Here is a 25733-nt window from a genome sequence, read left to right as displayed (position 1 = left end):
CGCTGGACCTGGACTCAACTGCAAGTATTAGGATCACTTGCATGATCAGTGATGGGGTTGACGAGCGGACGCGTGAGGCCGAGATCGCGGCGATCAAGGAGGTGGTCGCCACCGTCGAGCACTCACAGAACAACGAGCTGGTCGAGGAGTTCGTCGGGCTGTTCCGCGAGGACGCGATCTGGACGACGGGGCACGGCAGGCGGCTGTTCGGCCGGGACGCGATCGCGGCGTTCACACAACAGGTGCTGCCCGGCGCGATGCGCGAATCGACGGTCACGTTCGAGGTGGAGCACGTGCTGTTCCTGCGGCCGGACGTCGCCGCCGTCAAGGTACGTCAGGTCTCCCGGTCGGCCGGCGAAGGCTACGTGGGCAGCCCCATGTACGTGATGACCAAGGAAGACGGGCGATGGATGCTGACCGCCGCCCAGAACACGGTCGTCGTCGACGAGGAGTGACCGCCGGTCAACCGCGGAGCGCTGCGACGGTGGACCACACCTCGTCGCCCCGCAGCGCGGCGGCCAGCTCGTCGAGGTCGGCGACGACGAGGCGGGCGCCGTGGAGCTCGCCGGGTTCGGCGTACCCCCATTCCACCGCGATCGTGGGTACGCCGTGCTCGGCCGCGCCGTCGACGTCGTGGTGCCGGTCGCCGACCATCACCACGGGCTCGCGGGCCGGGTCGACGCCGAGGCGGTCGAGGACCGAGCGGACGACTGCCGCCTTCCCGACCCGGCCTCCGACGTGGTCGGCACCCCCGACCAGCTCGAAGTGCCCCTCGATCCCGACCCCGGACACGATCTTGCGGGCGAGCTCCTCGGGCTTGGAGGTCGCGACGGCCAGGCGCAGCTCGTCCTCGCGCAGCCGCTCCAGGAGCGCGGGGATGCCGGGGAACGTCGGGGTGATGGTGGCGGCGACGGCGTCGTAGGAGCTGCGGTAGACCGTGATCGCCGCGGCCGTCTGCTCGTCGGTGAGGCCGAGCTCGGGGAGTGCGGTCTCGAACGGGGGCCCGACCAGCCGGCGCAGCCGGTCCTGGCCGGGCACCGGGAAGTCGACCTCGGTCAGGGCAGCCGCGAGGTGCTCGGTGATGGTGGCCGCGGAGTCGACGAGGGTGCCGTCGAGGTCGAGCAGGACGGTGCGCACTACCGGCATTGTACGGACAATGTCCGCCCGGACGGCCGCACGGGTGCGCCGCGGTGGTCGCCGCCGGGTGCCAGCAAGGTGGCCATGCTGCCGTCTGATGGCAGTATTGCCACCTTGCTGGCATACGGGGCGGAGTAGACGTCGGGATGCGCGACTCGGGGTGGCGGGCGGCCAGCCGCATGGTGACGGTTCGGCTCGCGATGGTCGTCGAGGACCTCGTGCAGGCGGCCGTGCTGCTCGTGCTGCGCGTCCGTGGCAGGCACCTGCCGATGATCGTGCCCTTCATCGGGCACGGCACCACCACGCGGGTGCGGATCGGCGGGCGCGTGGTGCTCGGCCGCCCGGAGGCGGCCGCTCCTGCGGTGGGGGTGCCGGAGGCGCCCGCGCCGACCCGCCGGTCCCGCCGCGCGGTGCTGCGGGCGAGCCTCGCGCGCTTCCTGACCGTCGAGGTGCCGGCGGCGGCAGTCGCGATCACCGGTCCGGGCGTGTCGGCCCAGGTGCGCGCCGACCGCGACGGCTACCTCGACGCGATCGTCGACGTACCGGACGGCATCGCTCCCGGCTGGCACGAGTTCCGCCTGGCGCTGGCCGACGGGACGGCCGCCGTGGCGCAGGTGCTCGTGGTCGACCCCGCCGCGCGGGTCGGCCTGGTGAGCGACGTGGACGACACGATCCTCGAGACCGGCCTGACCCGCGGTGTCGAGTTCCTGCGCGCCACCCTGCTCACCCCGGTGCGCGAACGCTCGCCGCTGCCGGGCGCGGCGGCGCTGTACCGGGCGCTGGTCGCGGGGAACAGCCCCGTCTTCTACGTCTCGACCAGCCCGTGGAACCTCCACGAGATGCTGCTCGAGTTCATCGCGCTGCGCCGGTTCCCGCTCGGGCCACTGCTGCTCACCGACTGGGGACCCTCGCGCAGCGGGCTCTTCCGGATCGGCGCGCAGGAGCACAAGCTGGGGCTGGTGCGGCGGATGCTCACCGAGCACCCCCAACTCGGGCTGGTGCTGGTCGGCGACAGCGGCCAGGCCGACCCGGAGATCTACGCAACGCTCGCGCGCGAGCACCCGGACCGCATCCGCGCGGTCTACATCCGCCGCACCCGCCACTCCGCCGCCGGCCGGATCGCGGAGGTGGACGCGCTCGCCGCCGAGGTCAGCGCGGCGGGCGTGCCGATGCTCGCCGTGGACGACAGCCTGCAGATCGCCGCCCACGCCGCCGAGCTGGGGCTCCTCGACGCGGCGGCGGTGGCGGAGATCCGGGCCGGGTGAGCGACGGGGGCTGCGGCACCGCCCGGACCACGGATGACAGGCAGCGACCGCCGCTTCGCCGGCGAGGCACAGCCGCGGCGCCCCTGGCACCGGTGGCGCCGGTGGCTCGGTGCGGAACCCACTGATCAAGGCGCTGATGTCGCTCGGGATCGGTTCAGCAGGGACGTTTGTGCCTTGATCGGCGGGTTCGTCGGCGCGGTGACACGGGCGGCGCGGAGCATCGGGGACGACGGCGGCTGTGGCAACGGGCGGATGCCCTGCACCCCGTGGCCCCGGCGGGCCGGGTGTGGAAGGCGCTGATCAAGGCGCTGATGCCTCTCGGAATCGGTTCAGGAGCGACGTTTGTGCCTTGATCGGCGGGTTCGTCGGCGCGGTGAGACGGGCGGTGCAGAGGATCCGGCCCCAGTCAGGGACGGTCGAACTCGCCCGCGCGGACGCCGGACACGAACGCGTCCCACTCTGCGGCGGTGTAGCGGTGCGGGGGCAGGGAGCGGTCCTTGGTGTCGCGGACGGCCACGCCGCCGTCGGGGAGGAAGGCCACCTCGACGCAGCCGTTGCTGTTGCCGCCGCTGAAACTGCTCTTGAACCACTGCAGGTCGGTGAGGTCCACGGCATTCCACTTTCTCGCATCAGGCGCTGGCAGCGACCTGCCGGATCAGCGCCAGCGAGTCGGCGGGGCTCAGGGCGTCCGACCGCAGCCGGCCGAGCATGAGTCTAGCCCTGACGACGTCGGCCTCCTTCTCCATTCGCATCGCCCCGAGCGCATGCTCGACGTAGGCCATATCCGGTTCGCCGAGATCGCCGAAGTTCAGGACCGTGAACCCGGAGCCCATCGCGGCGCGTTGGCATGCGACGGTGGGCAGCACCTGCAGCGTCACCGACGGGAGCTGGGCCGCGGCCACAAGGTGCGCCAGCTGCTCCGCCAGTACATCCGGGCCGCCGATCTCCCGGTACAGCACAGACTCGTCGATCACCGCGACGAGTTCCAGCGGATCATCCTCCGAGGTCAGCCGTTCCTGGCGGATCATCCGAACCTTGATCGCGTTTGCGAGCTCCTCCTGGGTTCGGTCCACAAACGATGAGGTGAACAGCGCGCGGCTGTAGGCGGCAACCTGTAGCAGGCCGGGTACGTAGTCGATCGTGAAATCCTGAACGAGGCACGCTTCGGTCTCGTAGCCGATGTAGAAGTCGCGCTCCCCGAGCCCGTACGCCTGCCACCAGCCCTTCTGCTGCGCCTCCCGGCACAGGCTGATGAGCTCGTCCCAGCGTTCCGCCGCCCCGTACAGGTCGAGCATGCTGCGCACGCCGTGCACGTCGACCTTCTGCTGGCCGGTCTCGATGCGGCTGAGCTTGCTCGCGGACCAGTCGAGGTCGGGGGCGGCGCGCTCCAGCGTGAGCCCGGCCTCCTCGCGCAGCAGCCGCAGCTCCCGGCCCAGTATCCGACGCAGGACGACCGATCCGTTCCGCACGCCCACGCCGCTCTCCGTATCCGTCGGTGGACGAATGGTGACATCCGGAAGGCGGCATCTGGGATTGCAGATGAGCGCCGATCCTTGGTGGCTCGCGTGAGGAACGTACGGGGACGTGACCACCTCGGAACAGAACCGGCGCTCGGATGCCGCCGCGATCCTCGCCGGATGGCCCCGGACCTGGACGGCGTTGCTCGTCGACCACGTCGAGGGCCCGGACGGGCGGTGCGCCGGGTGTGTCTGGGCCACCCGTCCGGCCCCGATCTGGCCGTGCCGGCTCGCGGTGCTGGCAGAGTCGGCGCAGACGATCAGCCGGGAGAACGCCAGGCGTCGGTCGCGATCGTGAGCTCGACGAGGTCGAAGACGCGCATCCGGCCGGGGGCGGTGGCCGCGCAAGTCAGCGGGCGCCCGGTCGCGACGGTGCGTTCGTGCAGCACCACGGAGCAGTCCGGGTGGCCCAGCTCGACGCGCCAGCCGGGCGAGCCGTCGGGCTGCTCGTCGGGCTTGAGGTCGACCAGCTGCAGTGCGTCGACGCCGAGCGCACCCGTGGCGGCCCGCGCGTGGTGCTGCGCGGCCTGGACGGCGGGCGGCAGCGAGGAGCGCCCGCGCAGCCAGCGTGCGTCGAGCAGGCCGGCGCGGTAGTCCTGGGCGACGGTCGCGGCGGCGGCGGGCGGGACCCCGCCGAGCGTGTAACCGTGGGGGAGCAGGACGAGCGCGGGGGCGAACCGGCAGCCGCCGATGTGACTGCATTCCCACACGGCGCCGCGGTCGGCCGCGGCCAGCGCGGCGGCGAGCGGGCGGCCACGCACCGCACAGCACGTGTCGTGCCTGCCGTGGGTGCACACCAGGTGCAGCGGCCCGGGATGGGGCTCTCCCGGCGCATCCACGGCCTCCACCAGCTCCGCCTCGTCGGTGAACCGGCCGCTGCTGATCGTCTCGTGACCGGGGCGGGAGTCGACGCGGAACCAGCGGCGGGTGCCGCCGGCGCCGGCCGGGCGGCCGGGGCGGCGGACGAGGACCACCCGCCCGCCCTGCGCGACCGCCCACGCCGAGAGCGCGTCGACGGCCGCCCCGTCGATGCCCGACTGCGCGAGCGGCACGCGACCCCACGGCCCTGGATGCTCGACGAGGAACCACCGCGCCGCCGGCGGCGCCGTGCCCTCGAGGGGGTCACCCGCCGCCTCGGCGACGAGCGAGCAGCGCGGCCGGCCCGCCGTCACGATCGCGCTGCCGGTGCCAGCACGCCCTCGCGCAGCAGGCGGCGCACGAGCACCAGCTGGTCGGCCTCGTCCAGGCCGGGGAGGTCGCCCACGGCACGCGGGGCGCCGTCGAGCAGCGCTCGCAGGGCGGGCTCGGTGGACGGGGGCAATGTGATCTGCCGGTCGGGCAGCTCCAGCAGCACCTGCTCGCCGCGACGGGACAGGCGGTGCCGCAGGCCCGCGCGGCGCCGCACCCCGTCGCCTGCGGCGAGGCCGTCGACGAACGCGGCCAGCGCCACCGGGCCCACCGGCTCGGGCCGCCCGCCGGTCCACACCCGGGCGCGCACCCGGCGTGCGACGTCGACGGGGGACAGGTGCTGCACGGCGTCGACCAGAGCCCCTCGCACGGCATCGACGTGCGGGGCGAGCTGGTCGGGGTCGGCCACGTCGATCCCCAATGGCAGAGACGCGCGCAGCCGCTCGTCGTGCGCCACGATCGCGGTCATGGCCTCCACGAGCGCGAATCTGCTGACCACGTGGACGCCGACGGTCAGGTGCGCCGACACCTCACCCAGCGCGGTGGCGGCGTGCAGCCAGCCGCGCGGCAGGTACATCGCGTCGCCCGGTTCGAGGACCGCGTTGATCGCGGGCGCCTCGTCCCTGGCCCGCGCGGCCACGGCGGCCGCGTGGGCGTTCCACGGCTGGTCGCGCAGGGGATCGGGGTGCACCGGCGTGTGCACGGTCCAGTGCTTGCGCCCGGCGAGCTGTAGCACGAACACGTCGTGCACGTCGTAGTGCGCCGAGAACCCCTGCGACGACGGCGGCGTCACGTACGCGTTCGCCTGGACCGGATGGCCGAGCTCCTCGCCGAGCCGCGCCGCGAGGTCGGCCACGGAGGGCCAGGTGCGGTGCAGCGCCTGCAGCACCACCGTGGTGCCGTCGGCGAACAGCGCGCCGACGCGGTCGTCCCGGACCTGGTCGCCGATCTCCGCGCCGACCCCGCCGGGACCGGTGAACGCGCCGGAGTCCAGCACCGTCCCCTTGCAAGCGAGCCGGAGGAACGGCGTGCGCAGCCCTCTGCGGGACAAGAGCTCGTCGACCCCGTCGAGGTCGAGCAGGTCGCGGAAGGCGTCGGTGTCGGCACCGCGGACGAGCAGCGGCTCCCGTCCCCAGTGCCGCGCGGCGAACGTCGCGGCGTCGGTACCGGTGAGCCGGGCGAGCGTGTCACCCGTCCGGCTCGGCGACCGGGTGCCCTCAGCGGGCACCGCTGTCCGCGCCCCCGTCCGCTCCGCCGTCGGAGACGCCGGGCGTGCCGCTCGCGCCCGCGTCGGCCGGGCCTTCCGCGCCGCTGTCGGCGCCGCCGTCCGCTCCGCCGTCGGAGGTGCCGGGGGTGCCGCCGCCCGCGCCGGAGTCGGCCGGGCCCTCGGCGCCGCCGTCGGCCCCGCCGTCGGAGACACCGGGGCTGCCCGAGCCCGCACCCGCGTCCGCGGGGCCCTCCGCGCCGCCGTCGGCGCCGCCGTCGGAGGTGCCGGGGGTGCCGCCGCCCGCGCCGGAGTCGGCCGGGCCCTCGTTGCCGCCGCCCGCGGTGGTCGTCATGTCGTCGTCGTCGAGTGCCATGGGTCGTGCTCCTTCGCTGATCGGGGAGTCGTTGCCGGCGGGACTACCCCCAACCGCGGCGCCCTACGCGATAGCGTCGCCGACCATGGACCCTTGCGACTCCGGACGCCTCGCCCGCGGCCTCGAACCCCTGCACGCCATGACCTACTTCGCGCCCGAGACGGAGGAACACCTCACGGCCGCCGGGTTGAAGCCCGGCCGGATGAGCTACTTCGCGGGCCGCTCGGCGCCGATGGGAGCGGTGGGCGCGCCCGTCGTGGCCGCCACGTTCTACAACTTCAACCCCGATCTCGTGGCGCGCCACATCCCGGCCGCCTGGACGCTCGTCGACCCGGCCACGCTCGTCGCGGCGCGGTTCGTCGCGGTCGACGCGACCCTGCGCCGGATGCTCGGCGACGACGTCGTCGCGTCCCCGGAGGTGGCCGAGGCCGCCGGGCTCGCTCGCCGGGCCGCCGAGGCGTGCGCCTGCGAGGGCAGGCCGCTGGCGGCCGCGCACGCCGAGGTGAAGTGGCCCGATGCCCCGCACCTCGTGCTGTGGCACGCGCTGTCGATCCTTCGCGAGCACCGGGGCGACGGACACGTCGCGCTGCTGCTCGGTGCCGGGCTCAGCGGGCTGGAGGCGCTGGTCACCGCCACGGCGACGGGGCGTGCCTTCCTCCCGGAGTTCGCGATGGCGAGCCGCGGCTGGTCACGGGAGCAGTGGGACGGGGCCGTCGCGGCGCTGCGCGACCGCGGCGTGCTCGACGCGGACGGCGCCCTCACCGTCGAGGGGGCGGGCCTGCGGAAGCAGATCGAGCACGACACCGACCGGCTGGGTGCGGACCCGTGGGCCCACCTCGGCGCGGAGGCGGCAGCCCGGCTGGGTGAACTGGGCGGGACGCTTGTGCGCGCCCTGCTGACTGCCGCGTGCTTCCCGTCGAGCGGTGTGTTCGCCGTCACGCGCTGATGGGAACCGGGTGATCGGAACCGTCGTTGGGTAAAGGGTTGGTAATGACGGTGTGAGGGTGCGGAGGTCGGAGTGCTGGAGATCAGCGGGCTCACCTGGGTCGTGACGATCGGGCTGATCATCGCCCTGCTCGCGCTGGACCTCGTGTTTGGGGCCGTGCGCCCACATCGGGTCGGGTTCCGCGAGGCCACGGCGTGGTCGGTCTTCTACATCCTCGTCGCGGTGGCCTTCGGCATCTGGTTCGGGATCGCCTACGGTGGCGACTTCGGCACCCAGTACTTCGCCGGTTACATCGTCGAGAAGAGCCTCTCGGTCGACAACCTGTTCGTCTTCGTGATCATCATGACGACGTTCGCGGTACCCGAGGAACACCAGCACAAGGTGCTGACGTTCGGCATCATCCTGGCGCTGATCATGCGCGCGATCTTCATCGCCGTCGGCGCCACACTGCTGTCGCTGTTCTCGTTCATGTTCCTGATCTTCGGGCTGCTGCTGCTCTACACGGCCGTGCAGCTGTTCCGCCACCGCGACGAGGACCCGGACGTCGAGGACAACCCCGTCGTGCGCACCGCGCGGCGCGTCCTGCCCGTCACCGACGAGTACGTGGGCGGCAAGCTCTTCACCCGCGTCGACAGCCGCCGGATGGTCACCCCGCTGCTCATCGTCCTCATCGCGATCGGCGGGATCGACCTGCTGTTCGCGCTCGACTCGATCCCCGCGGTGTTCGGGGTCACCGACGAGCCCTACATCGTCTTCGTGGCCAACGCGTTCGCCCTGCTCGGCCTGCGGGCGCTGTTCTTCCTGGTCAAGGGCCTGCTGGACCGGCTGGTCTACCTGTCCACCGGCCTGGCGATCATCCTCGGCTTCATCGGCGTCAAGCTCGTGCTGCACTGGCTGCACGTGGACATCAGCGAGAGCGTCCCGGAGATCTCCACCCCGGTCAGCCTCGGTGTGATCATCGTGGTGCTGGTCGTGGTCACCGTGGCCAGCCTGATCAAGACCCGCAACGACCCGAGCGCCAAGGCGCACGCCGGATCGCTCAAGGCGCACAAGCCGGCGGCCGAGGAGTCGCGCGAGGGCTGACCCCGTCCGGAACGGGGCAACTCAGGGGCGCAAAACCGGCGACTCGCGGGAACGTGCGCGAGTCGCCCGTTCCTGACACGCGAGTCGCCCGTTTGCGCTCGGGTTCAGGGGGTGGGCAGGCCCGCGCCGCCGAGCGGGCGCAGTTCCACCAGCTCGGGCGGGCCGGCGAGCAGGGCCAGGACCTCGCCGATGCCGACGTCGCCGAGGTCGCTGGACAGCGCCTGGTCCGCCGCGGCCGCGTCCGTCCAGATCTCGGTGACCCACACCGTGTCGGGCTCGTCGGCCGACGCGTTGATGACGTACATCTCGCAGCCCGGCGCGTCCCGCAGGCCCGCGGCCACCCGCAGGAGGATGTCGGCCAGCGCTGCGCCCTGCCCGGGCTGCGCGACCATGCGCACGTACCGCCCGATGCGTCCGGTGTCCCCCTCGGGTGTCATCGCTCGACCGTAGCCGGATCATCACCGGTGGGCCGGGCCGGGTGCAGGGCGACGAGGAGCAAGGCGTCGAGCAGGCGCCACCAGTCGGCGTCCGCGGGCTCACGACCCAGCGCCGGTCCCACGCGCCCCAGCAGGTCCACCAGCGCGACGGAGACCTCGCCCGCATCCCGGTCCGGGCCTGCGAGCTCGGCCGTCAGGCGGCGGAAGCGCTCGGTGCGGGCCAGGCGCACCAGGGACGACGGCGGCTCGCTCGCCCGTTCCCCGTCGTGCGGGCCCAGGGCGATCGACAGCTCGGTGCCGAGTGCACGCGCGAGCCGGTCGAGCGCGCCGAGTGTGGGGTTGCCGCGCCCGTTCTCGAGATTCGCGATGTAGGGCACGGAGAGGCCGGCGTCGGCAGCGACCGACGCGACGGTCCGCCCGGCGGCGGCGCGGAGGGCGCGCAGGCGGGGGCCGAGTGTCTGCACCCGCGCACTCTATCTCCACAGGAACTCTTCTGGTAGCTATGTCTCATCAGAATGTGTTCTGTGAGGATAAGTTCGGGGAGAACCGACGTTCCTGGCGATGCAGGTGCCCGACTTCCGCCTGCTGTGGATCGCGCGGACGGTGAGCGCGCTCGGGTCGTCGTTGCTCGTGGTGGCGGTGCCGGCGCACGTGCTGGCGACGACCGGGTCGCTCCTCGCCACCGGGCTCGTGCTCGCGGCGGAGTACCTGCCGTTCCTGCTGCTCGGACCGGTCGCGGGGACGCTGGCCGACCGCTTCGACCGCCGCACGCTGCTGATCGGCACCGACCTGGCGCGCGCGGCCGCCGTCGCGGTGCTCTTCGCCGCAGACGCCGCACCGTGGGTCGTCCACGTCGCGGTACTGGTGGAGAGCGCCGCCACGGTGGTGGCGCGGCCCGCGATGCAGGCACACATCCCGGCCGTGGTCGGCACCGGCGCGCTGCTCAGCAGCGCCAACGCACTCGGCGCCGTGACCGGCGGCGTCGTGCAGCTGGTCGGCGGCCCGCTCGGGGCCGTGCTTCTCACGCTCGCCGGCTTTCCCGTCCTGGTCGCCGTGGACGTGGGGTCCTACCTGCTCGCAGCGCTCGCCGTTGCGCTCACAGCGAGACGCGGACGTCCGCCGGGCGGGCCAGCCCGCCCGGGGTTCGCCGACGGGCTGCGGGTCCTGCGCGGCCACCCCGTGGTTCGTGCCCTGGTCCCGGCCACCGCGGGCTTCCTGCTCGCCAACGCCGCGCTCACCGCGCTGCTCGTGCCGCTCGGGGTGCGGAACCTCGGCGGGCCCACCGCGGTCGGCACGCTCCTGTCCGCGCTCGGCGTGGGGTTCCTGCTCGGGGCGCCGCTGCTGCGCGTCCTCGTCGACCGGGTCGCGGTGCGTCCCCTGCTGGCCTGCGCCCAGGCCGCGACGGCAGCGGCGTTCGCGGTGCTGGTCAACGCCGTCGTGATGCCCCTGGCGCTCGTGGCGGCGGTCGCGTCGGCGTGTTCGGCTCCGTGGTGATCGGCGCGCCGCTGACCGTGGTGCAACGCACCGTGCCCGGCGCGGCGCTCGGCCGGGTCGCGGCGGTGTTCGGGATCGTCGAGGCGGCCGTGACGCTGGCCGGAGCCGTGCTCGGCCCGGTGGTGGCGCAGCTGGCGGGCCTCGCAGTGGCCGTCAACGCGGCCGCGCTGCTCGCCCTGCTCGGCGCGGCCGTCACGGCGTGGGTGGTGCCGTCAGATGCCGTAGGGCCAGATCGTGAGCGCGTAGCCGCCGAACCAGGCGGAGGCGAGGGCGGCTCCGGCGGTGACGACCACGGCGGTGCCGGTGCGGCGCCGGGCGAGCCCCAGCGCGACGGGCAGCAGGAGCACGAACGCGGGCACCAGCAGTCGCGGCTTCGCGTTCATGAGCCCCTCGGTGCCCAGGACGGTGAGCAGCGTGACCGCGCCGTACACGAGCAGCGGCCACGGCAGGCGCATGGACACGGCGACGCCCAGGAGCGCGAGGCTCGCGACGAGCGAGAGGACGGTGAGGACGTCGAAGACGCGTTCGCCGGAGCTGAGCACGGTGGTGGCGTAGCGGGTGGTCGCCGCCCCGCCGTCGAAGTACCAGCCCCAGCCTTCGCGCTGGATGCGGAACCAGCCGTCGAGCGCGCCGGTGCGGAGCGCGACGTAGCCCAGGTACCCCAGGACGCCGCCCGCGGCGAGCAGGCCACCGGCCCAGGGCCGCCAGCCGTCCCGGCGGGAGACCACCGCGGTCAGCGCGGCGAGCCCCACCGCGGCGACGAGCGCGGTGGCGGTGGGGCGCACCAGGCCCGCACCGGCGGCACAGGCGCCGGCCAGCAGCCACTGCGACCGCAGCACGCCGACCAGCGCCCACGCGGCGAGGGCGCAGAAGAGGGCTTCGGTGTAGGTCATCGACAGCACGACGCCCATCGGCGTGGCCGCGAACAGCGCGGTGAGCAGCAGCCCGGCCCGCCGGGAGCCACCGGGCACGAGCTCGCCGATCCGGGTGAGCCCGTAGGCGGCGGCGACGCCCGCGGCCGCCGACACGACGAGCCCGGCCGCAACGAGGTTCGCGCCGGTGAGCAGGCCGATCGCGCCGACCAGCCACGGATAGCCGGGGAAGAAGCCGAGCGGGGTCTCCGGCGTGCGCGACCCGAAGGCGTCCAGCATGTCGGCGGGCACCCCGGCGTAGCCCGATCCGGCGATGGCGAGCAGCCACGCTCCGTCCCAGCTGCTCAGCTCATGGATCAGGTCGGAGCCGGCCATCCAGGCGAGCACCACCAGCCCGATCGCCCGCACGGCCAGGTAGACCACCGCGGGCGCCAGCGCGTGGACCCGCGCCCGGCGATCCGCGGGGACCTGACGGGCCGACGGCGCGACCTCGACGGCAACCATTGATCTCCCCCCGGGTGACATGTCGATACTCCCTGACACCGGCGGCTCGGCGCGAGGCCGGTCCGCGTGGCAGCCGCGGATCAGCCGGGTGCGGGCGAGGTCGACGTGAGGCGGGTTGCAGAGCGGCCAGGACCCCGCTGAGGTCGATCTCGGCCGTCGACGACGGGCGGTGGCGCGGGCGAGTTCCCCGGCCCGGGCGCGCTTTCGTCAGAAGTCCGGAAAACACAACTGGCGGCTCCCCGTGACCCGGAGAACCGCCAGTTGGCAGGTGGTGCGCCGCGAGGGAATCGAACCCCCAACCCGCTGACTAAGAGTTCCCCCGAGAACGTGTCGGGCGGTGACGAGTGATGTCGCCGCAGCGGGTTTCCGCAGCTCAGACGCGCTATCGGATGCCGGTCGGTGACGCCCCGATCCGGCGGGGCGCTGTCCGTGCGTGCACACACCGCGCACATGCACGCGGTCCTCCCGGCTGATCGAACTACCTCATCGCGCCATGAAGTAGGCGGGCCCGGACGCGGCGATGGAAGCGCCGGCCGGGCCCTAGACCAGCTACCAAGGAGCTGATCGTCCCGTGAGTATCAACCACAACCTGCACCACCCCGGTTTCTGCGACCCGCGGTGTTGCACCACAGACCGCGACAACGTCGACCACCGCTCCTCGCCCATGAGCTGGAAGGTCGCCGCCGACGACTACCTCGTCACCACCGGCCTCGCCCGGCTCGACGGCGGCGGCCCCTTCCCGCACACGGGACGCACCCTGGCCCGGCTGGACCTGCTGGACCTGGCATCGGACAACCTCGACGGCAGCCGCCGCACCCTCGGCACCGACTTGACCGCAACCGACGCCAGGTTGTTGGCGGCCGCGCTCGTCACCGTCGCGGAGCAGCTCGAGCAGGTGACCCGGTGAACGGCATCGAGCACACCCCCGCTGCCCGCTACGGCTACAACCACTGCCCCTTCGGCGTCGCCTGCGGCTGCGGCACCGCGTCGGCGGAACCGTGCGGCGAGTTCGACCCCGACTTCGACCCCGACACCCACGCTGACCTGCCGTGGTGCGACCGCTGCCGGTGGGCCCGGTACGTGCACCCGACCCACGACGACGAGAGGACCGGCCCGATGAGCGACTACACCTTCACCCCGGCGCGCGAGCTGCTGGCCGGCCACGAGTACGCGGTCGCGCTGCTGGTCAACGCCGAGCACGGGATCGGGGAGCCTCGGTCACACGACGTGCTGCGGGCAGCCGCACTGGACGCGCTGGAGCTCTCGGTCGCGCTCATCCGACAGCTGCGTGACGGGCAGTGGACCAACGCGGCCGACGCGGTGCGCTACGGCGCCACGCTCGGCCAGGTCGCCGAGGCGATGGACCTGCCCCGCGCCGAGCTGGTGGCCGGCCTGCAGCGGCACATCGTCGCCAACACCACCACCGACCTGCTCGAGGCGAGCCTGCGCGCCGTCCTCGACGACGAGGAGCGCTCCTGATGTGTGAGCACCACTCCGCCGACCTCACCACCTTCACGCTGGCCTCCGTCGGGCTGGTGCTCGCGCTGGCGGCGTTCACCGCGCCGGAGCCGTTCGTGCTGGCCGTACCGGGCGCCGTGCTGGCGTCGGTGGCGCTGGTGCGGGCCGTGCGCCGGCTGGCCCGGGGCGGTGCGCGATGACCACCACCGAACACGAGCCGGTACTCGTCGTCGACGGTGACGTCGTCCACGTCGACGGTCTCCCGATGCCGCGCCCGCTCGCGCACCCGCCGGCCCGGGTTCCGCGCTCGCCCGCGTGGTGCCGGTGTGGGAAGCGGGACGCGGCCGCGCACGGCGGGTTCACCTGCGACGAGGTACGGGGCATTGCTGCCCGGGTGCGGGCCGACGAGGCGCGGCAGGCGCGCCCGCGGGTGGCCGGCCCGGCCGCCGGAGTGCTCGCCGTCGTCGCCGCCGTCGTGCTGATCGCCCTGGCCATCGTCGCCGCCGTCAGCCTGCGGCTGACCGGTGCGGTCGCCGCGGTCACGGCGTGGGTCGCCACCTGGTGGCCGCTCGCGCTCGTCGGGCTGCTGTTCCTCGGCGGTGGGGCGGCCACGTGCGCCGGCTTGCACTGCGGGGGGTGCCGGGGATGAACCGGTACTTGACCCTCGGCGGTCTGGCCGTTGTCCTGGCCGCGGCCGCGGTGCTGTCGTTTGACGCGCTCCGCGGCCTCGCGCTCGCCGTGCGGATCCCTGGGCACTTCGCGTGGCTCCTGCCGATCGCCGTCGACGCGGGGGCGGCCGTGTCGTGCGCGACGTGGCTGGGTGGGCGCGGGGTGGCGCGGGAGGCGGCCCGGTTCGCCGCCGGCATGACGTGGTGCCTGATCGCGGTCACCGTCGCCGGGAACGCCGGCCAGCTCGGCATGCACGCCCACGCGGTGGTGCCGCCGTGGTGGGTGGCCGTGGCGGTGGGCACCATCCCGCCGGCGGTGGTCGGGGCGACCGTGCATCTGCTCGTGCTCGTGACCCGGTCCCGCCCGGTCGAGGTGGTCGAGCGGCCCGGCCCGGCGCCCGCCCTGCCCGCGCGTGGGGTACCGGTCACCCCAGCCGCCGACGAACGGGCCGCAGACGTCACCACAGGGCCCGTTGAGACGGTCGCTACGCCCACCGGTCCGACCGGGCCAGCGCCGAATAGCCCTCCTGTTGCTGTAGGGCTAATCCACGGGCACACGCCCGACGAGAACCCGCAGGCCGCGCGGGGCGCGGACCGGTCCAGCCCCACCGACGACGAGGTGGTCGCGTGGCTACGCGAGCGGGCCGCCGACGAGCGCAAGGTGCCCAGCCGGGCGGCCGTGATGCGCGCCTGGTCGGTCGGGTCGTCGCGGGCGGACCGGCTGCGGGCGCAAGTCCCCGTTCCCCGACCCGTGAGGAGGGTCAAGTGATTCACAAGGTGATCGAGTTCATCCGCGAGTTGTTCGACGCGTTCCGGCACGTCCGCTCCGGTGGGCGGACGACGGTGCGGCGGGCGCGACGGCGGGCATCCGCCCCACCACGGCGCTGCCCCGAGTGCCGCCAGCGCGTCGAGCACTCGCCGGACTGGCGCGACCACCTCGGTCACACCCACCGCTGATGTTGGCGGCCCCGACGCGGTCACCTCACGACCGGCCGGGGCCTTGATCCCACTAGCAAGGAGTGGAATCCGTGACGATCGAACCGCACGACCCGGCGCCCGTCGAGGCGCCCCCCAAGACACCGCTGTCGCTGGTGAAGCCCGACCAGCCACCGACGCCGGTGGTCGACACTTCCGCCCCGATCCGGCCCGAATGGCTGCGCGACCGCGAGACCTTCCGCAGCACCTCGCGCAACCTCGCCCGGCGCAACGCCTACCGCGCAATCAAGTGGGTCTTCTACCTGCCCGGACTGCTGGGGCTGCTGGTGCTCTACTCCCCCCGCGGCCTGGCGAGGGTGACTGCAGCGCTCGCCCGGTGGGTGTACGACCAGGATTCGGCGCAGGTCCGCCACCAGCACGCCGCGAACACCGAGACACCCGAGTACACCCGAGTGCACGCGGTGCGCAAGGCGAACCTGCACGCCCGCGGCCTCGTGTTCGCCACCGGCGCGCTGGCCGTGGTCGGCCCGATCCTGGCCTGGACCTACCCCTACGCGCTGTCCGCCATCGTCGGGGCCGCCGTCATGCTCTGGACGATCAAGGTGATCCCCGGTAAGAGCCCGTGGGAGATCGTCGCCGCCGTCGGCGTGGGCGTCGCCGTGTGGCGGTTCCTGCCCCTGCTGCTCGAGCGCATCCCGCACCCGCCGGTGTGGGCGGTGTGGGTGGCCGGCGCGGCGCTCGTGCTCACGCTCGGGTGGGTGGGGCGCACCCGTGGGAAGCCACTCGCCACCCGACCCGAGGCCGTCGGCCCCGGCATCGTGATCCCGCTGCGGGCGCCGATGGTGCGCGAGGCGCTGTGCTCGCTCGGGATCGGTGGGCTGCGCGACCCCGACACCATCCGCATGCTCAACGACGTGCACCGGCACGGCCCCGGCGTGCAGGTCGACCTCGAGCTGCCCGGCGGGGTGACCGCGGCGTCGATCGTGGAACGCCGGGAACGTCTCGCTGCCGCGTTGAAGCGCGAGCTCGGGTGCGTTTGGCCCTCGGTCGGGCGGCGCCACGCCGCGCACCTGTCGCTCTACGTCTGCGACGAGCCGCTCGTGGCGCAGCGGCAGAAGCCGTGGCCGCTCGCCGAGGGCCGCGAGGTCGACATCTTCCGGGCGCAGCCGCAGGCCACCGATCAGCGCGGCGAATGGGTCAGCTTCACGCTCGCCTACTCCGCCGTCGTGATCGGTGCGCAGCCGCGCATGGGCAAGACGTTCCTGCTGCGTCAGCTGCTGCTCGTCGGCGGCCTGGACCCGCGCACCAAGGTCGTCAGCCTCGACGGCAAGGGCACCGGGGACCTCGCCCCGACCAGGCTGTTCGCGCACTTCTACTCCGTCGGGGACGAGCCCGAGGAGGTTGAGGAGCGGGTGCTGCCGTTCCTGCGAGAACTGCGCGCGGAGATGCGCCGTCGCGCCAAGTTCATCCGGGAGCTGCCCCGCGAGGAGTGCCCCGAGTCGAAGGTCACCTCGGCGTTGGCCGACAAGTACCGCGACCTCGCGCCGTGGGTGATCGGCATGGACGAGACGCAGGCCTATTTTGGGTACGGCGAGAAGGCCAGCAAGGCGCACAAGGCGATCCGCGACGAGATCGTCGCCATCGTCACCGACCTCGCCAAGCGCGGGCCGGCGCTCGGGTTCATCACCGTCCTGGCCACACAGAACGTGTGCGAGGAGACGATCCCGCGCCAGATCGGCACCAACGCCGCCATCCGGGCCGCGCTGAAACTGTTCGACCACACGACAAATGACCAGGTGCTCGGCACCGGCGCCTACTCCCGCGGGATCGACGCCACCGCATTCGACATCGACGACAAGGGCCTGATGTGGCTCCGCGCCGACGGTGACCGGCCGCAGATCGTGCGCAGCGTCGCCGGCCTGGACAACGTGAAGTCCGAGAGCATCGCCGCGGCCGCGCGCGCGATCCGGGAAGCCGCCGGACGGCTCACCGGGCAGGCTGCGGGCGAGGAGGCCGCCGAGGAAGCCGCGCAGGTCGACCTCCTCGACGACTGCCGCCAGGTGTTCGGCACCTCGAGGGCGATGCTGCTCGACGAACTCCGCGAGGCGCTCGCCGGGCTGCGGTCCGAGACCTGGGCGCACCTCGACAACGCCGCCCTGGGCGCGATGCTCAAGACGGCCGGGGTGAAGCGCGGCACGGTCTACTCGACCACGCTCAAGCGTGAGGGCTACGGCATCAAGCGCGAGTGGATCGACGTGGCCGCGACCGCCGACGAGGACCCGGACGGCGAGGTGATCGACCTGAGCGAGCGCCGCCAGACCTGAGCCGCCACACAGGTACCCGATCAAGTCTCTGACCAGCACAAACACCACAACCTGAGCTGGGTGGCCGCCGGTGCACCGACACCTGTTCCCGCAGGTCGGGCCCGCGCACCCCGGGGGAGCCGGCGCCGCTGGCTCAGGTCCCCGACGCCCAACATTTCTTCCAGAATCACTTGTGGCATCTCTTCGGGTATAGTTTCCAGCATGAGTCAGAGCCGCAAGGTCAAAGCAATCCGTGAAGCGTGGAAGGACCCCGAGGTGCGAGAGAAGGTGATCCGCGAGCAGCAGAAGCCCGCCGAGTCCGACAAGGTCCGAGAGAACCGCCTCCGCCGCATGGCCGCCCGGCAGAGACTGCGGCTGGAGAAGAGCCGCCGCCGCGACCCCCGAGCGATCGACTACGGCACCTACATGCTCGTGGACCCCGCCGCCAACACCATCGCCGTAGGCGATCACCAAGCCGGCTACGGCCTCAGCCTCGACGACGTCGAGCGGGCCCTGACCGAAGACCGATAGGAGACCCCCCTGATGCCCACCTTCCGCGCCCGCAAGACCATCCGACTCGGCCCGCTGCGCTTCCACTTCACTCAGCGCGGGTTCTCCAGCTGGGGGCTCAAGCTCGGCTCCTGGACTTGGAACGCCAAGACCGGCCGTCACACCCTCGACACCCCCGGGCCGGGCGGCGTGACCTTCGGCGGCCGCAGACGTCGCTGACCGCCCCAAGCACGAACGAACGCCCCGCAGGCATCCCCTTGCCTGCGGGGCGTTGTGCTGTCGAGGGCCGATCCGCACGAGGGGGGCGGGGGCGTAGTTCACCCGCTGGTCGACGGCCGCCGCCGGCGCTGATCGACCACCGGCAATTGCAACGGGTACAGTCGTTTCATGGCTAAGAGGCAGCCCGGCGCCGTCGAGACCGGCATCCGATCGATCGCCCACAGCGCCCAGGCCGCGGACATCGCTGCGCAAGGGCTGCACAGCGAACAGCTGCGGACCCTCACCCCGCGGCAGCTGGCACCGCTGATCGGCGAGCTTCGCAAGGGGGAGGCGGCGATCCGCAAGCTCCGGCAACGGCTAGAGGCGTTGCAAAGCGGGCTGGATCGCGTCTGCGCCCGCGAGGACTGCACACGACCCGTCGCCGGCCGAGCAGACGCCCGATACTGCGGCCCCGACTGCCGGCTACGCGCACATCGCAGCAGGAAGGCCCCCGCCGCCTGACAGCCCCGACAACGAAGCCCCCCACCCTGGATCAGGGCGGGGGCTTCGTCATGTCCGACGCGCTCACGCAGGTACGGCGCCCAGCAGGAAGAGGAGCTGCCAGACAGCGGTGCCGCCCTTAGCTGCCCCGCCGGCCAGCCGAAGGCCCGCGGAGCCGGCGTTGACGCTGCGCGCCAGACGGGCCCCTACCGGGGCGCCGCCGGCCGGAACAGGTCCGGGCGCTGCTGGCGCGCCCGCTCGACCACCACGGCGGGCACCACCGGCTTGGGCGGCGCCCCGCCGAGCGACCGCATCCGCTCCTGCACCGCGGCACGCAGCGCGGTCACCACGGGGATGGGCGCCGTGTCCGCGTCGGCGGGGCGGCGCCTCATGGCGACGACCTGAGGGGGGCGCGCCGCGCCGCGCCGCTGGGGCCGCTCGTCGGAATCGTCAGGGACACGCAAGGACGCGACGAGCTTCGCCAGGATCGCCCGCTGCTGCCGCTGCTCGACCAGGGCAGGGTGCACGCGCCCCGTACCCGGTTCCATCACCCCCTCGCTCGCCACGACCTCGGCGAGCTGGTCGAGACTGTCGGCGGTGCGGCAGCACTCGAGGAGGATGCGGCGCTCGTGCTCGGCGAGCTGGAACGCGTCGAGCAGGTCGCGCCACAGGGCCCGGCCCGCGTCCTGCAGGCCAGGCGGCGGGTCATCCCGGTTCATGATCACCTCTCGATCGGTTCGGGTCGCGCGGACGGATCTGAGGACAGGGCGGGGTCACCTAGGGTCCTCGGCCACGTCGCCTGACCACCCCGGGGTGGGGTCGACCCCGCCGCGAGGTGCGCACCGGCTCTGCCACGGAGAGCGGGGGCAGGCGGGGGTGCTTACCGGTCGCGGCGGGGTCGAGTTCATGGGCGGGTGCTCGGTTCCAGTTCGGTGGCGGCGCGTCTCGCGGCGGCGTGGTGGGCGACGTTGGCGTCCACGACGCGCTGCCACGCTGCGGCACGGCGCTCGGCGGCCTGTGCCTCGGCCTCGGACAGCCGTCGCCGCTCGGCCTGCTCGTCCGCCTGGCGGTGCGCGCGCAGCGCGTCCTGCCACACCACATCAACCACGTCGAACACGGCTCGTGCCTCGTCGCGTGCGGCTGCGGTAGCGATCACGTCGGGGTGCGTGGCGACCGGGTTGGGTGGCTGCTCGACCGCGAGGACCTGGAACTCGCTGGGGGTGTAGGGGCCGGGGCCGACGCCGGCTGCGCGGGCACGGCAGGCCGGGCACCAGTGGACGCACGGTGAGTCGGCGGCCACCGTCGCGGGCGGCTTGCGGCGTGTCGGCATCAGGCGGCCTTGCCTTCGAGCACGGCGGCCGTGGCCTCCAGGTCCTCGAGCATCCACCGCATGAGCTCGGCGGGTCGGCGGCCGATCCGGTGGTTCCGGTTCAGTTTCTTGACCGCCTGGGCGCGGTCGACGACCGCGGACACCTGCGTGAGTACGTCGGCGATCTCCGCGTTCAGTTCGGCCAGCTCGGTGGCGTCCATGAGCTCGTCGAGCATGTCGTTGTGGTCGTCCATCAGTTCCTCCGGTGCAGGTGGTTGCGAATATCGAGCAGGTCGCGGCGGTCGCGGTCGCGCTGGTCGGCCAGTTCGACCCGGTGCTTGATCTCGGCCAACTCCCGCGCGAGGTCCTGGGCGAGACCGATCTCGACGAACCGGGCGAACTCCCGGACCACGGCCTCGACCGGGTCCTCGGCTGCCTTGACGGCGAGGGTGCGCACCCCGACTCCGGCCCCGCGGAGCACAGGTGACACTTCGTAGGTGCGGAGCCGCTTGAGGAAGCGCACCCGCTGGCCGGAGTGCTCGCCGTGCTGCTCGTCGACCACGTCAAACCCGAACGACCAAGCCTGCGCGGCGCCGAGCGCCTTGACGACGGCGAAGGTGTCCTTGCCCGCGGTGGTGTCGAGGAAGAACCGGCCGGTGAAGATTGCCTCGTCCCCCCGGGTGTGGATCTCTCCGGCGCCTACGGGGAGCGCGCCACTCCAGCTCTGATGCCCGTAGGCAGATACGACGACGGGCTCGCCCTCGGTGAAGGCCCCCGGAAGAATCACGTCCTGGTCGCTATCGACCACGCCTAGCGTCGCCACCACTGCCTGTACTTCGCCGCGGTCCTGGTTCTTGATCTCGACGTGGCTCAGGCTCTTGTGCTCATCACCCGGCACGGCGCGCCCCCGCCATCAGGTCGACGTCGCAGGCGCGGATGAGCCTTCGGCGGCCGATCGGCACGGCCTCCAACCGCCCGGACGCGACGAGCCTGCGCACGGTGCGTGGGCTGACGGCCAGCCGTGCGGCGGCGGTGTCGTAATCCATGAGAGCAGCCTCGACGTCCGCGGCACCATCACCGAATTCCGGCTGCCCCTGGCCGGTGCGGGCCGCCAGGGCGGCCGTCAACCGGTCGAACCCCACCGGCGGGTGCACCCCGTTGCGGCGCAGCTCACGCCGCCCGGCGACGAGCGCGGTGAGCAGGTATCGGCGCAACGGCTCGTCGATCTGGACGAGGAGCAGACGCGGGTCGGTCATGATCCACTTTCTCCTGATGGGCCGTGTGTAGAAGCGGCCCTGGCTGCGGGGTCAGCGTTCGTCCGACCTTGCGTCGCAGATCGCCCCCTCGGCTTCGGGGAGAGTTTTCGCGGGCGGCTGCGAGGGTCACCAGGCCCCTGCTGGCCGTCACACCCTCACCCCCTCCGGCCCTGGGGAGATGGGTTGTGGAGTGCCGCGGCCGTCGAGGAGCAGCCCGGCCCACACACCGGTGGTGGCGCGCGGCAGTGTGGCGATCAGGTCGCGGCAGCGGGTGAGCGCGGGGCAGTTGGCGCACAGGTGCGCGGCGGCTTGGTGGCGTTGGTTGCGGGTGGTGGGTAGTTCGCCGTCGATCTCGCCGTCGTGCAGGGGTGCTTGGCCGGCGCAGGCTGCGTCGTCGAGGTCGAGCCGGTCGAGGGCCGGGGCGAGGGCGGCGGGGACGAGCCGCAGGTCGGGGCGGACGGCGGTGGTCATCGTCGCGACGCTTTGCTGGCGGCCTTCGGGTGCAGGACAGTCGGGGCCCAGTGCGGTGTCTTGTATCCGGTTCGCGGTGGCCGCTTGGCGAGCGGAAGATCCATCACGCCGCCGTCGACCATGTAGACGAGCAGTGACGTCGGGTTGAGGTCGAACTGCCGGGTGGCCTGGATGCCGTGGATGAGGTCGACGAACTCCTGGCTCATCCCGAGCCACAGCAGCAGGTTGGGCCCGGCTTCGAGGCTGTAGTCGCCGCTGGCGGTCATGCCGAGGGCGGATTCGGCGTAGCGCTGCAACTCGGGGAAGGAGACGTGGCCGTTGCGGCGGATGTAGTCGGCGGCCTGGTCGATGTGCTGTTGGGTGACGGTGCTCATGGGTTCCTTCCGACTGCGGCGATGGGGCGGGGCGGGTGCGGCGCCGGGTCCTCCGGTGGGCATGGGCCACAGCCGGGGGGCTGACGTGGCGGGCTGGGGAGGCGGCCTGGATCGCTCGGCGGGGGTCGAATCTGTCGACCTCGTCCGACCTCGTCCCACCTCGTCCCGGACGAGGTGGTTGCCTCCCGGGACGGACCTCGTCCCACGTCCCCCTTCCCTAAGGGGGACGAGGTCCGGGACGAAGTCGCGGGACGAGGTCGTGGACGATCTTCAACAATGATCATGGGACGAGGTCGTGGGACGAGGTCGAGAAGATCATTCATCCGCCGTGCCTTCCTCCTGTGGAATGCTGTAGACGCACCCGCGGCCGGTCCGCTCCTCGACGAGCTGCCTGTCGCCTACGAGGGCGTCAATCGCCCGGCGGACGTCTGCGGCCCGGTGGCCCTTGACCTTCGCTTCGATCTTGTTTCGGGACGCCGCGATCTCGTCGCTCACCAGCTGAGCCACGGCCGTGAGCACCTTCGTCCGGACCTTCGCCGCCGCTTCGTCGTCGCGCTCCTCCTGCGTCTCGGCGACGTCGTCCTTGGGTGTGGTCCACAGGCAGGAGATCCGCTGCCAGTCCCGGCCGTTGATCACGCGCGGGAAGTGGCTCTCCTCGGAGGCGTCGAGGATGATCGTGCCCATGTAGAACTTGCGCGGGATCTTCGTTGGCTTGCCCGCCTTGCGGAGCCGACCGGGCCGGTCCTTCGTCACGAACAAGTCGGAGGCGCCCTTGCGGCCTTCGCCGAACGCCTCCCGGCTCTCCAGTAGGAACAGGGCCCCGTTGAGACCGTTCCCCTTGTGGATCGACCCGAGTGCGTATCCCTGGCCGTTGCGGTCGGGGTCCTTGACGACGTGGTCGAGCGACACCACCGCGGCGCCGACGGCGGTGAACGGCTTAACCAGACGGCGCCGGAACGCCGCCGCGCCGTCCTCCTCGCGGATGCCTTGCCCGTGCAGCGACATCGCCTCGTTCACGCCGTCGAGGACGACGAGGACGGGGGGCACCTCCGTCAGCCGGGAGATCACGTCGGGGGTGATCCTCGCGGCCGGGCCGACGAACGACAGGCTGGCGGAGATCCGGGACGCCGCCACCCCCATGGCGAGGAGCCGCTCGACGGTGTCGGCGGGGTCGCTCTCCTCGAAGTGGACGTAGAGCACCGGGTTCCCGGCGTTGAGGACCTCGGCGACGCACATCAGCGCGAGCCAGCTCTTGCCGGCCTCCATCTCCCCGATGATCGAGTGTTCGAGCCCGGGGTAGAGGAGCCGTTGTCCGTTCATCCGGTGGGCCCCCAGGGACGGTGTGGGACGTGTGATCTCGCCGCGCAGGTAGGGGCCGAGGTCGATCGGCTCCCACGATGAGGCGTCCTCCGCCTCGTCGTTCTGCGCTGCGCTGACCTGCTCGTTGGCAGCTTTGAGCTGCGCGAACAGGTCTTCGGCTGCGGTCACTCCTGCACCTCCGCCGCCCTGGTCATCGCTTTGGACAGGGCCCAGCGCAGGACGGTGTCGGCGTCGCTGGCACCTGCGGCCGGCGCGGCGGCGGTCAGCAGCGCTACGGCCCGCTGGGCGCTGTAGCGGCCCCTGATCACGTCGAGGAAGGCCTGAATCGCGTGCCGGGCGAATCCCTTGCGCCGGTCGGTCTGCATGGCCTGGGACAGCCACAGCGCCCGGTTGGTCGCCATCCACGGGCATGGGTCCTCGGTGAACGTGGCGAGGAATGCTTGCCACGTCTCTTCGTCGACCGCCACCGACCGGGTGACCTTGCTGTAGGCGCGGGCGACGTCGGCCTCCAGGTGCTCGCGGGTCTTGTACCGCCGGGCCGGCCGGTACTTGGCGAGCACCGCCACGGCCTGCCCGCTGGTGAGCCCGGAGTCGATGCACGCGGTGAGCACCCGCCAGCACGCCGCCGACCGGTCGGCGGTGTCCTCATGCGCCAGCGCCCACTGGACATGCTGGGGCAGGACCTGGGGCGGGTCCTCGGCGGTGATCGGCTCGTACTCGACAGCCGGCGCCGTCGAGCCGGCGGCCGGCTCCGTGCGGGCGACGCCGAGGATCTCGGCGAGCACGTCGGGGTCGTGGACACCCGCCGTGTGGCTGATGATCCTGACGGGTGCGGCCGGCGCCGCCTCTTTGCCCTCGACGGGCACGGTTGACTTCCAGTTCGAGGTGCCCGGCAGGCGGAGCAGGCTGTTGTCGGCCCACTTGGAGTCGGCGCCGAGCTGCTTGGCGAGCGCGGCGTTCAGCCGGTCGAACGTGCCGAGGCCGACCGGCCGTGTCAGTGGCAGGTAGAGGTGCCAGTGCCGCCCGCTGCCCGAGGACACGACGAGGGACCCTCCTGCAACGAGCTGGCGGTACAGCCCGATGTTGCGGGGCTCGTCGTCCCCGTCGGCCCACAGCACCAGCGGTGGGATGGCGTCGCCCTTGCGGCGGCTTTTCGCGTTGCGCTGGCGGACCGCGGGGCAGATGTGGACGTCGACCGGCTTGCCGGCTGCGAGCTCGCGCGCCACGTCATCGGTGAGCTTCTGCCGATCGGCCGGCCAGGCGTACAGCCGCTCCTGCCAGTCGCGGTGCGCGTAGCTGTCCCCGTTGCGGTACGGCTTCCGGCCGAACACGATGGCGGCCTTGCCCTCGCGGTCGCCGAGGACGACGTCGAGGTAGCGGCTGGTCTGCACCTCGGCCGTGTCACCCTGGGCGTCGCAGCGGGCCGCACACACCCACTCGACCCCTCCGTACTCGGGGTGGGGGCGGAGCCCCTCGCCGGGCCACCGGTTGCCGTGCTCGACGGCGCTGCGGGAGCAGCAGCCGCCGCGGTCCTCGAACTGCTGGCGGGTGGACCAGATGCCGCACTCGCCGCAGATGGCGGCCAGCTCGGTGAGGCCGCCGCAGAGCGGGCAGGGGTCGTGCCGCCCGCACTCGCACCCGTAGTCGTCGTGCCGGTGGCAGGTGTAGCCGCCGCAGTCGGGGTGCTCGCAGCCGCAGCCGCCCGTGTCCTCGTACTGGCAGGGGTCACCGGGCCGGCCGGGGTTGCGGAGCCGGAACCGCGTCCGGGGCAGCGAGGTGGCCATCACGCCGCCCCCCGTCTGCGCTCGACCGCAGTGGGCTTCACGTTGACGATCACGACGGTGTACTTGGTGTGCCGGGCGCACGCGGGTGAGCGGACGATCGTCGAGGCGCCGACCTCGTATTTGATGTGGAAGTGCGTGAACCCGCAACGCCTGCAGACGACCTCGACGCGCGGGAACTGAGCATCCCCCGACGGCAGGTGCTCGGTGCCGAACTCGACCACGTTGTCGGTGCTGGCCGTAGACTGGCGCCGATCCTGCGGCTTGGCGGCGGCGGCGATCTTCGTGGCGGCGGTTCCGGGCTGTGGCTGGCCCGGGCCGCCGTCTCTGTTTCGGGGGTTCATCAGGCCGCGCCCTGCGGCTCGTCGCCGCTGCGCTGCTCGTCGACCCCCAGCAGGGCGAGCAGCTCAGCGGTGGGCACGCGGTAGGCGTTGCCGAGCCGTAGGAGCCGGGTCGGCCACTCGCCCGCCTGGACCATCTTGTAGGCGGTGGTCCGCCCGAGCCCCAGTGCTCGCGCGGCCGTGGGCCAGAGCGGAACGGCGGCGGGCAGGGCCCGCAGCTCGGCCGCCGTCATCGCAGTTTGAGTCGTCACAACACAACCCTTTCGGTCTGGGTGTCGTGACGA

At 72.7% G+C, this 25733-nt stretch carries 35 protein-coding genes; 15 read left to right on the top strand and 20 right to left on the bottom strand.

Annotated features, from left to right (window positions below; genetic code table 11):
* Positions 1-41: 41 nt before the first annotated feature.
* Positions 42-455, top strand: coding sequence for an SgcJ/EcaC family oxidoreductase (locus KME75_RS08355; protein ID WP_219413962.1), 414 nt, complete (start codon positions 42-44; stop codon positions 453-455).
* A 7-nt stretch (positions 456-462) separates the two neighbouring features.
* Here KME75_RS08355 and KME75_RS08350 read toward each other — a convergent pair whose 3' ends face one another.
* On the bottom strand, positions 463-1137 hold the full coding sequence (locus tag KME75_RS08350) for an HAD hydrolase-like protein (RefSeq protein WP_219413960.1): 675 nt from the start codon (positions 1135-1137) through the stop codon (positions 463-465).
* 146 nt (positions 1138-1283) lie between these two features.
* Here KME75_RS08350 and KME75_RS08345 point away from each other — a divergent pair, with 146 nt between their 5' ends.
* Positions 1284-2402 carry an App1 family protein phosphatidate phosphatase gene (locus KME75_RS08345; protein ID WP_219413959.1) on the top strand — a complete coding sequence of 373 codons (1119 nt, stop codon included), beginning with the start codon at positions 1284-1286 and terminating at the stop codon, positions 2400-2402.
* 406 nt (positions 2403-2808) lie between these two features.
* Here the strand turns inward: KME75_RS08345 and KME75_RS08340 are convergent, their stop codons facing one another.
* The 5 genes from KME75_RS08340 to KME75_RS08320 form a co-directional block, all read right to left on the bottom strand.
* A complete protein-coding gene (locus KME75_RS08340) occupies positions 2809-3012 on the bottom strand; it encodes a DUF397 domain-containing protein (protein WP_219413958.1) in 204 nt (67 codons plus the stop codon).
* Positions 3013-3031: 19 nt separating this feature from the next.
* A complete protein-coding gene (locus KME75_RS08335; protein WP_219413957.1) occupies positions 3032-3994 on the bottom strand; it encodes a helix-turn-helix domain-containing protein in 963 nt (320 codons plus the stop codon).
* A gap of 185 nt (positions 3995-4179) precedes the next feature.
* Positions 4180-5091 carry a sucrase ferredoxin gene (locus tag KME75_RS45725; RefSeq protein ID WP_308282645.1) on the bottom strand — a complete coding sequence of 304 codons (912 nt, stop codon included), beginning with the start codon at positions 5089-5091 and terminating at the stop codon, positions 4180-4182.
* On the bottom strand, positions 5088-6335 hold the full coding sequence (locus KME75_RS08325; protein ID WP_219413956.1) for a cupin domain-containing protein: 1248 nt from the start codon (positions 6333-6335) through the stop codon (positions 5088-5090). Before KME75_RS08325 ends, KME75_RS45725 begins: the two co-directional genes overlap by 4 nt.
* Positions 6325-6687: a BatC protein gene (locus KME75_RS08320; protein WP_219413955.1), complete on the bottom strand. Its 363-nt coding sequence runs from the start codon at positions 6685-6687 to the stop codon at positions 6325-6327. Before KME75_RS08320 ends, KME75_RS08325 begins: the two co-directional genes overlap by 11 nt.
* Before the next feature lie 85 nt (positions 6688-6772).
* Here KME75_RS08320 and KME75_RS08315 point away from each other — a divergent pair, with 85 nt between their 5' ends.
* A complete protein-coding gene (locus tag KME75_RS08315; RefSeq protein ID WP_219413954.1) occupies positions 6773-7633 on the top strand; it encodes an SCO6745 family protein in 861 nt (286 codons plus the stop codon).
* A gap of 72 nt (positions 7634-7705) precedes the next feature.
* Positions 7706-8716, top strand: coding sequence for a TerC family protein (locus KME75_RS08310; protein WP_219413953.1), 1011 nt, complete (start codon positions 7706-7708; stop codon positions 8714-8716).
* Between the two features lie 104 nt (positions 8717-8820).
* On the opposite strand, the gene KME75_RS08305 is transcribed toward KME75_RS08310, so the two are convergent.
* On the bottom strand, positions 8821-9153 hold the full coding sequence (locus KME75_RS08305) for a putative quinol monooxygenase (RefSeq protein WP_219413952.1): 333 nt from the start codon (positions 9151-9153) through the stop codon (positions 8821-8823).
* Complete coding sequence (locus tag KME75_RS08300; protein ID WP_219413950.1) at positions 9150-9617, bottom strand: helix-turn-helix domain-containing protein; 468 nt, start codon at positions 9615-9617, stop codon at positions 9150-9152. Before KME75_RS08300 ends, KME75_RS08305 begins: the two co-directional genes overlap by 4 nt.
* A gap of 97 nt (positions 9618-9714) precedes the next feature.
* Here KME75_RS08300 and KME75_RS08295 point away from each other — a divergent pair, with 97 nt between their 5' ends.
* Positions 9715-10647, top strand: coding sequence for an MFS transporter (locus KME75_RS08295; RefSeq protein ID WP_219413949.1), 933 nt, complete (start codon positions 9715-9717; stop codon positions 10645-10647).
* Positions 10648-10859: 212 nt separating this feature from the next.
* Here the strand turns inward: KME75_RS08295 and KME75_RS08290 are convergent, their stop codons facing one another.
* Positions 10860-12023 (bottom strand): hypothetical protein, encoded by a 1164-nt coding sequence (locus tag KME75_RS08290; protein ID WP_246631707.1) that lies wholly within the window; start codon positions 12021-12023, stop codon positions 10860-10862.
* A 571-nt stretch (positions 12024-12594) separates the two neighbouring features.
* Here KME75_RS08290 and KME75_RS08285 point away from each other — a divergent pair.
* The 10 genes from KME75_RS08285 (at position 12595) to KME75_RS08240 (ending at position 18618) form a co-directional block, all read left to right on the top strand.
* Entirely contained in the window at positions 12595-12930 is a 336-nt protein-coding gene (locus KME75_RS08285; protein ID WP_219413948.1) for a hypothetical protein, read from the top strand.
* A complete protein-coding gene (locus KME75_RS08280) occupies positions 12927-13502 on the top strand; it encodes a hypothetical protein (protein ID WP_219413947.1) in 576 nt (191 codons plus the stop codon). Before KME75_RS08285 ends, KME75_RS08280 begins: the two co-directional genes overlap by 4 nt.
* A complete protein-coding gene (locus tag KME75_RS08275) occupies positions 13502-13681 on the top strand; it encodes a hypothetical protein (protein WP_219413946.1) in 180 nt (59 codons plus the stop codon). The genes KME75_RS08280 and KME75_RS08275 overlap by 1 nt, the downstream gene beginning before the upstream one ends.
* Complete coding sequence (locus KME75_RS08270) at positions 13678-14130, top strand: hypothetical protein (protein ID WP_219413945.1); 453 nt, start codon at positions 13678-13680, stop codon at positions 14128-14130. Before KME75_RS08275 ends, KME75_RS08270 begins: the two co-directional genes overlap by 4 nt.
* Positions 14127-14918, top strand: coding sequence for a DUF2637 domain-containing protein (locus KME75_RS08265; RefSeq protein ID WP_219413944.1), 792 nt, complete (start codon positions 14127-14129; stop codon positions 14916-14918). The genes KME75_RS08270 and KME75_RS08265 overlap by 4 nt, the downstream gene beginning before the upstream one ends.
* Entirely contained in the window at positions 14915-15106 is a 192-nt protein-coding gene (locus KME75_RS08260; RefSeq protein ID WP_219413943.1) for a hypothetical protein, read from the top strand. The genes KME75_RS08265 and KME75_RS08260 overlap by 4 nt, the downstream gene beginning before the upstream one ends.
* 71 nt (positions 15107-15177) lie before the next feature.
* Complete coding sequence (locus tag KME75_RS45720; RefSeq protein ID WP_219413942.1) at positions 15178-17409, top strand: FtsK/SpoIIIE domain-containing protein; 2232 nt, start codon at positions 15178-15180, stop codon at positions 17407-17409.
* Between the two features lie 201 nt (positions 17410-17610).
* Entirely contained in the window at positions 17611-17919 is a 309-nt protein-coding gene (locus KME75_RS08250; protein ID WP_219413941.1) for a hypothetical protein, read from the top strand.
* Between the two features lie 12 nt (positions 17920-17931).
* Positions 17932-18117: a DUF4236 domain-containing protein gene (locus tag KME75_RS08245; protein ID WP_219413940.1), complete on the top strand. Its 186-nt coding sequence runs from the start codon at positions 17932-17934 to the stop codon at positions 18115-18117.
* A gap of 168 nt (positions 18118-18285) precedes the next feature.
* Positions 18286-18618, top strand: coding sequence for a hypothetical protein (locus KME75_RS08240; protein ID WP_219413939.1), 333 nt, complete (start codon positions 18286-18288; stop codon positions 18616-18618).
* Between the two features lie 185 nt (positions 18619-18803).
* Here KME75_RS08240 and KME75_RS08235 read toward each other — a convergent pair whose 3' ends face one another.
* From KME75_RS08235 to KME75_RS08185, 11 genes are all read right to left on the bottom strand, one after another.
* Entirely contained in the window at positions 18804-19316 is a 513-nt protein-coding gene (locus tag KME75_RS08235; RefSeq protein WP_219413938.1) for a hypothetical protein, read from the bottom strand.
* Between the two features lie 185 nt (positions 19317-19501).
* Complete coding sequence (locus tag KME75_RS08230; protein ID WP_219413937.1) at positions 19502-19927, bottom strand: hypothetical protein; 426 nt, start codon at positions 19925-19927, stop codon at positions 19502-19504.
* Positions 19927-20160: a hypothetical protein gene (locus KME75_RS08225; protein WP_219413936.1), complete on the bottom strand. Its 234-nt coding sequence runs from the start codon at positions 20158-20160 to the stop codon at positions 19927-19929. The genes KME75_RS08230 and KME75_RS08225 overlap by 1 nt, the downstream gene beginning before the upstream one ends.
* Complete coding sequence (locus KME75_RS08220; RefSeq protein ID WP_308282648.1) at positions 20160-20729, bottom strand: HK97 family phage prohead protease; 570 nt, start codon at positions 20727-20729, stop codon at positions 20160-20162. Before KME75_RS08220 ends, KME75_RS08225 begins: the two co-directional genes overlap by 1 nt.
* Before the next feature lie 64 nt (positions 20730-20793).
* Positions 20794-21162, bottom strand: coding sequence for an excisionase family DNA-binding protein (locus tag KME75_RS08215; protein WP_219413934.1), 369 nt, complete (start codon positions 21160-21162; stop codon positions 20794-20796).
* Between the two features lie 147 nt (positions 21163-21309).
* Entirely contained in the window at positions 21310-21633 is a 324-nt protein-coding gene (locus tag KME75_RS08210; protein ID WP_219413931.1) for a WhiB family transcriptional regulator, read from the bottom strand.
* Positions 21630-22007, bottom strand: coding sequence for a hypothetical protein (locus KME75_RS08205; RefSeq protein ID WP_219413930.1), 378 nt, complete (start codon positions 22005-22007; stop codon positions 21630-21632). The genes KME75_RS08210 and KME75_RS08205 overlap by 4 nt, the downstream gene beginning before the upstream one ends.
* A gap of 315 nt (positions 22008-22322) precedes the next feature.
* Entirely contained in the window at positions 22323-23495 is a 1173-nt protein-coding gene (locus tag KME75_RS08200) for an AAA family ATPase (protein WP_219413929.1), read from the bottom strand.
* Entirely contained in the window at positions 23492-25111 is a 1620-nt protein-coding gene (locus KME75_RS08195; protein WP_219413928.1) for a hypothetical protein, read from the bottom strand. Before KME75_RS08195 ends, KME75_RS08200 begins: the two co-directional genes overlap by 4 nt.
* Positions 25111-25452: a hypothetical protein gene (locus tag KME75_RS08190; RefSeq protein ID WP_219413927.1), complete on the bottom strand. Its 342-nt coding sequence runs from the start codon at positions 25450-25452 to the stop codon at positions 25111-25113. Before KME75_RS08190 ends, KME75_RS08195 begins: the two co-directional genes overlap by 1 nt.
* A complete protein-coding gene (locus KME75_RS08185; protein ID WP_219413926.1) occupies positions 25452-25682 on the bottom strand; it encodes a helix-turn-helix domain-containing protein in 231 nt (76 codons plus the stop codon). The genes KME75_RS08190 and KME75_RS08185 overlap by 1 nt, the downstream gene beginning before the upstream one ends.
* Between the last annotated feature and the right edge of the window lie 51 nt (positions 25683-25733).

Source organism: Pseudonocardia nigra (genome assembly GCF_019396355.1).
GTDB classification, from domain to species: domain Bacteria; phylum Actinomycetota; class Actinomycetes; order Mycobacteriales; family Pseudonocardiaceae; genus Pseudonocardia; species Pseudonocardia nigra.
The sequence above is the reverse complement of the archived record's forward strand: the minus strand, read 5'-3'. Positions and strand labels throughout refer to the sequence as shown.